The 11,825-nt window shown below is 49.2% G+C and carries 11 protein-coding genes; 5 read left to right on the top strand and 6 right to left on the bottom strand.

Annotated elements, in window-relative coordinates; translation table 11 throughout:
* Positions 1-60: 60 nt before the first annotated feature.
* The 5 genes from LJ739_RS02630 to LJ739_RS02610 are packed head-to-tail and all read left to right on the top strand — an operon-like array spanning position 61 to position 6,398.
* Complete coding sequence (locus LJ739_RS02630) at positions 61-1,005, top strand: Gfo/Idh/MocA family oxidoreductase (RefSeq protein WP_229157050.1); 945 nt, start codon at positions 61-63, stop codon at positions 1,003-1,005.
* Positions 1,002-1,580 (top strand): acyltransferase, encoded by a 579-nt coding sequence (locus tag LJ739_RS02625; RefSeq protein WP_229157049.1) that lies wholly within the window; start codon positions 1,002-1,004, stop codon positions 1,578-1,580. The genes LJ739_RS02630 and LJ739_RS02625 overlap by 4 nt, the downstream gene beginning before the upstream one ends.
* Before the next feature lie 6 nt (positions 1,581-1,586).
* Positions 1,587-2,729 carry a DegT/DnrJ/EryC1/StrS family aminotransferase gene (locus LJ739_RS02620; protein WP_229157048.1) on the top strand — a complete coding sequence of 381 codons (1,143 nt, stop codon included), beginning with the start codon at positions 1,587-1,589 and terminating at the stop codon, positions 2,727-2,729.
* Between the two features lie 7 nt (positions 2,730-2,736).
* The gene (locus LJ739_RS02615) at positions 2,737-4,920 is read left to right on the top strand and encodes a carbamoyltransferase family protein (RefSeq protein ID WP_229157047.1); all 2,184 of its coding nucleotides are present in this window, start codon (positions 2,737-2,739) and stop codon (positions 4,918-4,920) included.
* Positions 4,921-4,937: 17 nt separating this feature from the next.
* Positions 4,938-6,398, top strand: coding sequence for an SGNH/GDSL hydrolase family protein (locus LJ739_RS02610; protein ID WP_229157046.1), 1,461 nt, complete (start codon positions 4,938-4,940; stop codon positions 6,396-6,398).
* Positions 6,399-6,407: 9 nt separating this feature from the next.
* Here the strand turns inward: LJ739_RS02610 and LJ739_RS02605 are convergent, their stop codons facing one another.
* The 6 genes from LJ739_RS02605 to LJ739_RS02580 all read right to left on the bottom strand — a co-directional run bounded on the left by LJ739_RS02605 (position 6,408) and on the right by LJ739_RS02580 (position 11,780).
* Positions 6,408-7,355, bottom strand: coding sequence for a Gfo/Idh/MocA family oxidoreductase (locus LJ739_RS02605; RefSeq protein WP_229157045.1), 948 nt, complete (start codon positions 7,353-7,355; stop codon positions 6,408-6,410).
* Between the two features lie 15 nt (positions 7,356-7,370).
* Positions 7,371-8,336 carry a Gfo/Idh/MocA family oxidoreductase gene (locus tag LJ739_RS02600; RefSeq protein WP_229157044.1) on the bottom strand — a complete coding sequence of 322 codons (966 nt, stop codon included), beginning with the start codon at positions 8,334-8,336 and terminating at the stop codon, positions 7,371-7,373.
* Between the two features lie 11 nt (positions 8,337-8,347).
* Positions 8,348-9,409, bottom strand: a complete 1,062-nt coding sequence (locus tag LJ739_RS02595) for a nucleotidyltransferase family protein (RefSeq protein WP_229157043.1) — start codon at positions 9,407-9,409, stop codon at positions 8,348-8,350.
* Between the two features lie 88 nt (positions 9,410-9,497).
* Positions 9,498-10,250 carry an oxidoreductase gene (locus tag LJ739_RS02590; RefSeq protein WP_229157042.1) on the bottom strand — a complete coding sequence of 251 codons (753 nt, stop codon included), beginning with the start codon at positions 10,248-10,250 and terminating at the stop codon, positions 9,498-9,500.
* Positions 10,243-10,938, bottom strand: coding sequence for an acylneuraminate cytidylyltransferase family protein (locus LJ739_RS02585; RefSeq protein WP_229157041.1), 696 nt, complete (start codon positions 10,936-10,938; stop codon positions 10,243-10,245). The genes LJ739_RS02590 and LJ739_RS02585 overlap by 8 nt, the downstream gene beginning before the upstream one ends.
* Positions 10,935-11,780: a Gfo/Idh/MocA family protein gene (locus tag LJ739_RS02580; protein ID WP_229157040.1), complete on the bottom strand. Its 846-nt coding sequence runs from the start codon at positions 11,778-11,780 to the stop codon at positions 10,935-10,937. Before LJ739_RS02580 ends, LJ739_RS02585 begins: the two co-directional genes overlap by 4 nt.
* Positions 11,781-11,825 lie beyond the last annotated feature (45 nt).

Genomic DNA, 11,825 nt, shown 5'->3' with positions numbered 1-11,825 from the left:
TAATGATTCACGCTCTCAGCCGATAACCCTAATGAGAACAGGTAGAAGAGAGACAAATCGATGAAGACCTTTGCCTTGATGGGCGCCGCAGGCTATATCGCCCCTCGACACATGCAAGCCGTTAAACAGACGGGACATGATTTGGTCGCCGCGTTGGATCCCAGCGACTCGGTCGGGATCCTCGATAGCTACTTTCCCAATTGCCATTTTTTTACCGAGTATGAACGCTTTGACCGACACATTGATAAGCGTCGTCGCACCGGCAATGGGGTTGATTTCATATCGATTTGTTCACCCAACTATTTGCACGATTCGCACATCCGCTTTGCATTACGTAGCGGTAGCCATGCCATCTGCGAAAAGCCCTTGGTATTAAACCCCTGGAACATCGATGCACTGGCCGAAATCGAGAAAGAAAGTGCCGGTCGCATCAACACGATTTTGCAGCTTCGCCTGCACCCAAGCATTATCGCTTTGCGGGAAAAGATCCGCACAGCGCCCCAAGACAAAAAATACGACGTTGACCTGACTTACATCACGTCTCGTGGGCAATGGTACAGCGTGTCCTGGAAAGGCGACACGCGCAAAAGTGGCGGCATCGCCACCAACATCGGGGTGCACTTTTTTGATATGTTGCACTACCTGTTTGGCGAGCTGCAGGACAACCGGCTGTTCGTCCGCGAAGAAGACAAAGCCTCAGGATACCTCGAATACGAGCATGCCCGGGTCCGCTGGTTTTTATCCACCGACGAAGCAACCTTACCTGCCGAAGTGCGGTTAAAAGGGCAACGCACTTTCCGCAGTATCACCCTGGATGGTGAAGAGCTGGAGTTTTCCGGCGGTTTTACGGACTTGCATACCCGCAGTTACGAGCACATTCTGTCCGGTCAGGGTTTTGGTCTTGAAGACAATCGCGTCGCCATCGAAACCGTGGCCGCGATACGTACCATGGACATCACCATGAGCCAGGCACTGGTTCACCCTTTGGCGGCAATCAGCCGATGAGCGTTTCGGTACACCCCAGCGCGATTGTCGATGACGGCGCTCAGATTGGTGACAACAGCCGCATCTGGCACTTTACCCATGTGTGTGCAACCGCGGTCATTGGCCAAGGCTGTAGCCTGGGACAGAACGTGTTCGTGGCCGATAAGGTCTGCATTGGCAACAACGTGAAGATCCAGAACAATGTGTCCGTGTATGAAGGCGTAACCCTCGAGGACGACGTGTTCTGTGGGCCATCAATGGTGTTTACCAATGTGTACAACCCCCGCTCCGCGATTACCCGTAAAAATGAGTACCGGCAAACCCTGGTCGGCAAGGGGGCCACATTAGGCGCCAACTGCACCATTGTGTGCGGAGTGACCATTGGCCAGTATGCTTTCATAGGCGCCGGAGCGGTCATCAATAAAGATGTCCCTGCCTATGCGCTGATGGTCGGCGTGCCGGCGCGGCAAATTGGCTGGATGAGCGAATATGGCGAGCAGCTTGACCTGCCGTTGGCAGGCAGTGCCGTCACCACCTGCCCCCATTCTGGTCACACCTACCGACTGGATGGCCAAACTCTCTGCAAGGAGCAGTAAAACACAATGCAGTTTATTGATCTTCAGGCCCAATTGGCGACGATGCGTGACAACATTGACCGGCGCATTGCCACCGTGCTCGATCACGGCCAGTTTATCATGGGTCCCGAGGTACGTGAGCTGGAAGCCAAATTGGCCGACTATGTAGGTGTAAAGCACTGTATCAGTTGTGCCAATGGCACCGACGCCTTGCAACTCGCGCTGATGGCACTGGATATCGGACCTGGCGACACCGTCCTGACCACCGCATTTTCGTTTTTTGCCACCGCCGAAGTGATCCCGTTGGTGGGCGCCACCCCCTACTTTGTGGATATCGAACCGGATACCTACAACATGTGCCCCGAGAGCCTGGAGAAAGGCATTCTGGCGGCAAAATCGACCGGTCTGTCACCCAAGGCTGTCATCGCCGTCGACATGTTTGGCCTGCCGGCAAATTATCCAGCCCTGCAGAACATCTGCGATGCCCATGGTATATACTTGATTGAAGATGCGGCTCAGGGCTTCGGCGGTGCGATTGGAAGCCGAAAAGCTGGCAGCTTCGGCGACATTGCTACCACCAGTTTTTTCCCCGCCAAGCCGCTAGGGTGTTACGGCGATGGCGGCGCGGTATTTACCGACAATGATGACTGGGCAGAATGTCTTCAGTCATTGCGAATTCATGGCAAAGGCCAGGACAAATATGACAATGTCAGAATTGGGCTTAACAGCCGTCTGGATACATTGCAAGCTGCGGTTCTGTTAGAAAAGCTGGTCGTCTTAGATGCAGAACGAAGCGAAAAGCAATCCATTGTGGCTCGATACAATGCCGCGTTTGATGCGGTTTCCTGTGTTCCCCAAAGCCCACCTGACTTCTCATCAGCAATGGCTCAATACACCCTAGCTGTTGAAGTATCGAAACGTGATGCATTAAGACTGTTCTTGCAAAACAAAGGGATCCCGAGCGCCATTTACTACCCGGTCCCACTCAACAAATCTGCGCCGTTCAAGCAAGCCCATTCAACACCGACACCGTTTGCAGACAAAGCCGTTCAGACAGTGGTAAGTCTACCGCTCTCAGCTTATATGTCAGCGCTTGATATCGACACAGTTATTGATGAGACACGGTGCTTTTTATTCCAAACCACACCTGAAATTGAATCACAAAGGTAGGTCGCAAATGCGTGTACTAGGATTATCAGCTTTTTACCATGACTCCGCTGCGGCGCTGATCGAAAATGGGAAAATTCTTGCCGCTGTGCAGGAAGAGCGGTTTACGCGCAAGAAATTTGATGCAGCTCTGCCAGTTTCAGCCATTCAGTACTGTCTGGATAGTGCGGGCATTAGCGTTGCCGATGTCGATGCGGTCGTGTTTTACGACAATCCTGCACTGACGTTGGATCGCGTGATCCAAAACAGAATAACATCGGGTAGCTGCAGCAACGAAACCTTTGTTCACTCTATCAACGCGATGACCAGTCATCGTTTGTGGGTTGAAAAGCGTTTGCGACACTCATTTGGCAAACTAGGTAAGGCAGATACGCTGTACTACTGCGACCACCACATGTCCCACGCGGCTTCGGCGTTTTACGCTTCTGCATTTAACACTGCGGCAATCATCACGCTGGACGGCGTTGGAGAGTGGGCAACAACCTCTTTGGGAACAGGAAGTGGAAACAGTGTAACGCTGCAGAAAAAAATCAACTACCCAGATTCACTCGGCCTCATGTACAGCGCGTTTACCGCCTATTGCGGATTTAAAGTGAATTCAGGCGAATACAAATTAATGGGTCTGGCGTCATATGGGCGACCAATTTATGCAGAGAAGATTAAACAACACATCATCACCCTAAATCCAGATGGCTCATTCCGCATAAATCTCGATTACTTTAGCTATCATCAGACGTCAACCATGTACAACGACAAATTCGTTGAATTGTTTGGTGCCCCGCCCCGAGACCCCGATGACGAGGTCGATTTATTTTATGCCGATATTGCCGCATCTGTGCAAGCAGTCACTGAAGAGGCTGTGCTGTCAATCGCTGCGTGGTGGCAAGCACAAACCGGCGAAGAAAATTTGGTCATGGCTGGTGGTGTCGCACTGAATTGTGTTGCCAACGGTAAGCTGTTGAAATCGGGTGTTTTTAAAAACATTTGGATCCAACCTGCTGCAGGGGATGCCGGCGGCGCATTGGGCGCGGCTTTAGCAGGCTACTACGGCTTTCTTGATCAACCTCGCGAGACCTCAGGGCAAGACGTCCAGCAAGGGTCTCTGCTGGGTCCACAGTATTGTACAAAAGATATCCAACACTATCTGGACGAGAAAGGCGCTACCTATCAAATCATTGATCAAGCATCGACGCTTTTCGACCTGATTGCCCGTGCACTAGATGAGGGAAAAGTGGTTGGCCATTTTGCTGGCCGTATGGAGTATGGCCCCAGAGCTCTGGGTAATCGGTCGATCATTGGTGATGCCAGACGTGCAGATACACAGTCCAGGATGAACCTGAAAATCAAGTTTAGAGAATCTTTCAGACCATTTGCACCATCGGTTTTGCTCGAAGACGTCAATCACTATTTTGATCTGAATTCACCGAGCCCTTATATGCTGCTGGTTGCCGATGTTAATGAAGACCGACAATTGCCATTCGATCTTGCGGCACAAAAAGCATCCGCAAAAAACATCATTGATATCGTAAATCTGCCCAGATCAGATATCCCAGCCATCACACACGTTGACTATAGCGCCCGAATCCAGACAGTCGACCCGCGTGAAAATGCCAGATACCACGATATCATTTCAGCGTTCAAAGCCAGAACGGGCTATGGAGTCATCGTTAACACGTCGTTTAATGTCCGTGGAGAACCCATCGTTTGCTCTCCTGCTGATGCTTTCGAATGCTTCATGCAGACAGATATTGATCTGCTCGTGCTGGAAAATGTAGTGATCGACAAGACCAGTGTCGGCCTAACGCCAATAAAAGGTGGTGCCAAAGATGGAGACGACCTTGTTGTCTCGAATGCTCAACTGCAGGTTTCCCCTGCGGTGAACAAGTTGCTCAAAACAATCGAGCTAATTCCTGCCATGACGAATGCTAAAAGTGCGGACAGGTCTGACTCAAGTTATGTCAACTATGACATCACCACAAGCAATGAAACCGGCATTTATCCACTTGACCTTTCCACACCCGCATCCCTTGAGAGAATGCTGTTCAAGTTATGGATGAAAAACGGCAATATGGACCTCGCAGCCAAGGCAGATGAAATAGCCAGAGACATCTTTGCTTGTGCTGATGAGTTGAATGCAAAATCGGAGGCTTCGTCAATTGAAACGACTGTCCCCGCCTTCACTTACACCTTCTAGTGAGGCCCGTTAGCAGAATGTCAGCAAATCAACGTAAACTTTTTGCTTGGGGTATCAACAGTCAATTGCTCAAGCACCAGTACCTTCTTAGCACCTGGCAATTTGATGGCATCATTGACCGAGAGGGGGACTTTGCAGGTTCAACGATTCAAGACATTCCTGTCTGTGCAGCCGAAACGGTTGATGTCTCAGCGAGTGACACTCTCTTGATTGTATTTGATCAATCTCCGGAGAGCATACAACAGCTTGATTCAAAAGGCCTTGAAGAAGGTATTGACTATGTGCCCCTGTCAAAAGGGCTTACTTACCTTGCCAACATCAACATCACAAACCTCGAACACTATCACGACAAGCAACTGATCATTTGGGGGCAAAACTGGATAACAAAGCTCTATCAACCACGCTTTGAACAGTTAACAACAGCGTTTCAAGTCGTCAATGAACGTTCCTCCGAAAATACGCTAACGGCCCAAATAAATCGCGAACAATTACTCGACATCGATCCAAACAAGTACCTGATCGTTGTATGCGACGAATCATTGGAAACCGTCGAGTGGCTTGAAAATAAAGGGTTTATGTTCGAAAAACATTACATTTTCATTGGTCATCCAGTCGAGTATTCCGGCCAGTATGCATTGGATCCTCACCTTGGACACGCTTACACCAATGAGGCAGTTTCCGTCCAACCGCCCTACGACTACATTCCAGGCTTTCTAACCCTTTCAAATTCAATAGAGCCAACACATAGGATCGTTGTACTGGGTGGGTCCACGACAGAAGGGGGGGTTAAAACGACGAGCCATAGGCGCTGGACCAACTGGGCGTACTTTCTGCACCTTGAACTGTGCCAAAAAGACATACCACATATCATTTATAACGGTGCTGTTTCAGGCTATCAGTCGACCCAAGACCTACTCAAAGTCATCAGGGAAGTCATCTACCTTAATCCCGACAACATTATTTATCTTTCGGGAGCCAATGATATCTCAGAGCAACAGGGTTTAAGAGATTATCCGGCTATTCATCGCTATCAACATGATGTCTTTTCGAAACTTCAGAAAAACAGCCCCGAACGCGGGCTGAATTACGGGCGCAAGCATAACACCAGTGCCGCGCAACGGTGGTACAACAATGTGAGTATGATGGCAGCCATTGCAGCAAGCCAAGGTATTCAGTTTCAGTGCTTTTTGCAGCCGTTTTTGAACCCAGCCGTACAGTTATCTGACGAAGAAAAACAGGCGCTGGCAAACTACGACCTTCGCTACGCATATCGTTTCACCAATACCTTTAATGAACGTTTGGACGCATTTTATTCCGAAGCTAAAAAGCTCGCCGTTGCGTCACCTTACATCACAGATATCAGCGACGCATTTGATGATCAAGAAGCCTGTTTCAGGGATATGGTCCATTTAAACAGTAAGGGTAATGGGATATTGGCTAAAATCATCCTCAATAAAATTGGCCCGCTTTCAGGTTGACGTTGTTTTTCAATCCGCTGCATAGCCTGCCATTTGATAGTACCAGCGCACACTATTTAGGTGCTGATTCAAATCGCACAGATTGCCCTGCTCTGTAGAAAGAAATGCTTCAGTCTGCTTGTATATCCCCGGCTTAAACTGTTCATCCAAATGCTGTTCAGGGCAGACTATTGCCGTGCTTTTAACCGAGCCCAAGGGCTGCTCCAACACCCCTTCCAAAGGTTTCAACACAAACCGTCGCTTGCGGGTCAGAACCTCTACGCCCCATCGCCCAGGAGCTTCCCAGTCACCAAAATAGGAGAACAGTGCCCCTTGTCGGGTTCTACCCGAACCGGCAAACCGCGCCGCAGCCGTATGCCATGGCAAACTGCCGGACACGGTACTTTGCAGAGTTTCTGGTTGCCCCCCCAGGTGAAAAGCGAGGTCAACCACGTGACTGGTATTGCCAACAAAACATTTTTGTTTGATTGCCGGCAGTTTATCCAGCTTGCCGATCACATGGCCCCACTCGGTCACTTCAAATAGAAGCGACGTCACACCGCCATCTTGCTGACAACATGAACGAACATATTGGGTAGAAGCATAAAAACGTCGGTTGTAAGCAACGAAAATCCGCGCATTTTGCCGCTCCATGCTTGTCGACATCTGCGTAAGTTCAGAAAGGCGCATCGCTGCAGGTTTCTCAACCAAAATGGCTTTAACGCCCGCGTCCAACAACGACATTACGCTTGGATACAAGCTCTCCATGCCGGTCGCAACAATGGCAGTGTGAGGTACTGTCTGTGTATTCTTCAGATAGGCTGACAACCCGCCGATCGTCGGCAGAACACCGGTTTGATCAAAAAATGCCTGGGCGCCTGCTTCTCCCCGTGTCACACAGCACCAGGGATACCCCAGTGCGGTTAAGACCTTGGCATATTCCACAGACATGGGGCCTGCCCCCACAATCAATATCATGAAGCGCTCCAATCGTCAGGAAATCGGACAGATCACGCCGTCCGACAAACCCTGCTGTTCAAAATACTCAATAAAAACATGAAGGTAGTGGCGGTGCTGGGCACAAGAATCCGCGTACTTAGGGAGACGACACTGGCCCTTTTGCAACAAATCGGCGATGTGCTGCTGGGTAACATCACTTTGCATCTGGTGTTCAAAGCGCAATTCCACATCCGGCTCGCCGTCGCACTGATAGCGCACTGCTCCTTCAATTTCATCAATGTTGTAGCACCAGCCTTGCCCGGATATCTGCACTTGTACTGTTGGCTGCTCAGGATGTTGTTCACAGCGAACAGATACTGAAGCATCGCCAATACTCCCATTCAGCTCACCAAAGGTTTCAAAACATCCGGGTCGTTTTGCCGCAACCGCTGGCCCACTGAAGTCACCTGTCAGTGATGTCAACGGTCGGTCACCGTTCAAAGCACAGAACAAATCAATGAAATGGATAGCATTGCAGGTCAGGCCGAAATGACTGCCTACCACCCGCATAGACACGGGCTCAGCAGTGCCATGTTTCGCCATCATCGTCTGGTAAAAGGGATGACTTCGACGGCCGCAATTAACCCACCCACGGGTGCCGTGGCGCGCAAGGATCTGCTGCATGTCGGTTAAATGCTGCACGGTTTGAAACAGTACTTTTTCAAAAATGATGTGGTCGACCTGATTATGCGCTAGCAGTTGCGCTGCCACGTCATAACGTTGGGCCGCATTGCAGGCCAGTATCGCAACGTTAAAACACTGATCCGTTGGAATAACCTGGGAAAGCCGCAGAATGTGCTCGCCTGCCGGCTGCATTTGTTCGTAACGCTGCACAGCGGTATTCAGAGAGTCCTCATTCGGATCAACCACAGTGATGAGAAGCGGGGTGTCACTTTTGGCCAGCGCCTGTAAATGCCGGCTACCAATTTGTCCGGCGCCTATCAGTACAACATTGCGCATGTTTTGGCACTTCACGTCAGTGCTTTGATGTCAGTCTGGGCCTGACGAAAATCATCCAGATGACCGATATCCAGCCAGTAGTCCAAAATCGGATACACCGACACACTGCCTTTGTCAGCAATACAGTCTTCAAGCAGTGTTGTCATATCAATGCGCTGCCCAACAGACAATGAATCCAATACCCGTTTTGAAACCACATAGATACCGGCATTGACAAAGTGTTGATAGGACGGTTTTTCTTTTATCTGTGTGATCTTGTAGCCGTCGGTTTCAATAACGCCATAGGGGATCTGGCTGACATACTCGCGAACACACATAGTGGCATCCGCTTGATTGTCCTGATGGAATGCAAGCAGCTTGTTGACATCGACGTTGGTCAGGATATCGCCATTCATGACAATGACATCCTTACGTTTGGCCTGTTCTGGCAGCAAGCTCAACGCCCCCGCAGTTCCCAGCGGCTGCTCTTCATGCAAGTACTCAATATTCACACCCCAGCGACTACCATCACCAAAATAGCGGCGAATTTTTTCCGGCATATAGTGGGTTGAAATGTAGAACGTTGAAAAACCTGCATCGGCAAAGTTTTTCAAGGTGATTTCCAGGATCGGCTTTTCACCCACTTTCAGCAAAGGTTTGGGGCAATCGTTGGTTAGAGGGCTCAACCTTTTCCCAAATCCTCCGGCCATTAATAATACGGCATTGTCATGGGTTTTCTTACCCACCAACTGATGCAAAGACACCAGCTTCATCACCTTATTGGATTCAGTGACAACCGGCACAACCAGCAAGTGACCTTTGTCCATCCACTGTTTGATCTGACGATCACTGGTCGAGGCTTTGGCGGTGATGGGCTTACGGTTCATGACTTCAGAAACCGGCGCAGTCATTTCGATGTTGTTCAGTAGCGCGCGACGAATGTCACCATCTGTCACGATACCCAGTAAAGTGTCATCCTGATCGACCACCAGAGCAACCTTGACGGCCGACTGGTTGATCACCTGCAGGGTTTGTCTGATCGTAAAATCTGCAAAAACGGCGGCTTTACGCCAATCACTGACCGTTGAATTCATGACACTACCGTCCCCAAAACAAAAAATACCTTCACTGAGTTATCGGCAACCGACAAATATACTTTAAGTTGTCCGTTACGCTTAGGCACTACAGGCAGAACCCGTCATCCACGATGATATTCTGATTACATACACAGGCGGCCATTTCTGACAATAAAAACACAATACTACCGCAGATATCAGAGGCATTTAACATGCCTTTCCCTCGGGTATGTTTCGCATATGCTTGTAAAAAAGACTCTGGTTGTTGCTCCAGAATACCTCCGGGACTCACTGTATTTACGCGAAAACGAGAATCCTGAACATATGCATTTACATAGGAGCTCAAATGCAACAACGCCGATTTAACCGCCGCATATTCAACAGGCATGGTCATTTTCGTCCCGTCATACACTTCGAACCGAGGCGCTACGACACCATATATGGAAGCGACATTCACCAACGAAAATTCACGGGGTGATTGCAAGAAACTGTGTACTGCTGCCTGCATCAATTGAAAAGCTCCCCCCAACTGCAAGGAAACGTTTTCGTTAAAATCGGTTAAGGTCACATCTAAAAAACTGCGTCCGTAGGATGCATTGCGGGGATACGTGCAGTTTACTAATCCCGTTGAACTGCTGTATCCATCAAACAAGGAATTCGCTGCCTTGGCATCATTTACGTCCACGCATTCTATTTTGAAGTTAGGTGCCGCTTTAAACCGACTATTCAGTGCAGCTATGCCTTTATTGTCGACATCGACGGCTATCACACTCGCTCCCTGCTGCAGGCAAGCATTGACGACTTCTTGGCCCAGTTTACCGGCTGCTCCAAAAACCAGTATTTGTTGTTTTTCAAGCATTATCTTGTGCGTCCATTAGCAACGTTTCTGCAAGTTTAAAATCAATCATGTCGTCGATATCGACCGCTCTGGCTTTCGGAACAGGTACTGCGCAGACATGCCCTTTAAATAGCCCCGCATTACGCAAAATGAACTCCGGACTTGTCACATAGGCGACGGTTGTAATGTCATAAACCTTTGGTGCATCTTGACGCCTTCTGATGTCCATTCCATCACTGACGATGGTGACTTCGCTATCCACACCCAACGTCACCATATTGAAAAATGGACTGCGACTGGATGGTGTAACGGTTATACATGCGTCGAATGAACTTGCTGAAAATTTGTCACATGCTAACTGCACGTCATGCTGATTTCGCAGCGGACTCGTCGCCGGCAAACTGACAAAACGATCAAAAGGCCCATCCGCCGCAATCGACCAATTAACAGCATGTTGCCATGATAACCATTCATCACTGTCATCTTTAGCAAGCTCGTCAGGCCGTTTAATGACAGTAGCACCGAAATCACTAGCGACCGAAGCAATTTCGTTATCTTCGGTAGAAACATAGACTTTTTCAAACATCGACATCTTGCGTGCCAAATCGATTGAATAGGACAGCAATGGTTTGCCCGCCAATAGTTTGACATTCTTCCTTGGCAACCCTTTAGAACCTCCACGAGCAAAAACGAACGCACGGGTTTTCATTGACCACCTCCGATATTTTCGCAGCCTTTCATTGCATCAATAACCGTCAAAACCCTAAACGCTTCTTCAATTGATGCGCATGATTGCCGAGACATGTGAGTATCAACAAAGGCCATCATCATATCCTTGTACATCATGTCATAATCGGTAGATTGCCCCTGATACAGCATTGTCTGACCTTGTTCGTTCTCCAGAATCAGTGTCTGATTCAGCAAATTCCATACCAGTCGGCCTTGATGGGCAATCAAGGTTATCTGTCGTTGGGGGGAGAGTTGCAGAAAGTCCAAATGTACCTGTACACAAACGCCGCTACTGGTGTGCAGCTGCGCATCGACAATATCTTCAACATCTATGTCCAGAAAGCCAGTATTCCTGATACGGCAATGATCAACGTGCAGGGCGCCAAACCACCATTGCAGCAAATCAAGTTCATGGTTCATCTCAAGCAATACACCGCCGCCTAATGAAGCCTGCGCTGACACTGATTCTCGATAGTCAATGTGTGGACGCCACGTTCTGAGATCCTGGCCAACGGCAACCTGAACACTGAAGGGTCGAAACAATTCGTTATCAGCAAGCATTGACTTGATAATGCGTGTTGGCTCCAGAAAACGCATGCAATAGCCAACAGAAATGAGATGTGCCTCGGACAGTGAAAGCAGTGGCATGGCCTCTTCACTGGAAGTAGCTAATGGCTTCTCAACCAACACCCTGACACCTCTGCGAACCAACAAATCAGTCTGCTGAACATGATAAGGAGCAGGAGAAGCAATGATTGCGAAGGCCAAACCCGCGTTACAGGCGCTTTCAAGTATATGATCGGTACAATCACGGGTCGCCACAGTGTGTATTTCGATGTGCGGTGCCAGCAGACGAAGGTTTCTGGC

The sequence above is a fragment of the Fluctibacter halophilus genome, assembly GCF_020687825.1.
Classification (GTDB): Bacteria; Pseudomonadota; Gammaproteobacteria; order Enterobacterales; family Alteromonadaceae; genus Fluctibacter; species Fluctibacter halophilus.
This window is presented reverse-complemented; position numbering and strand designations above follow the sequence as displayed.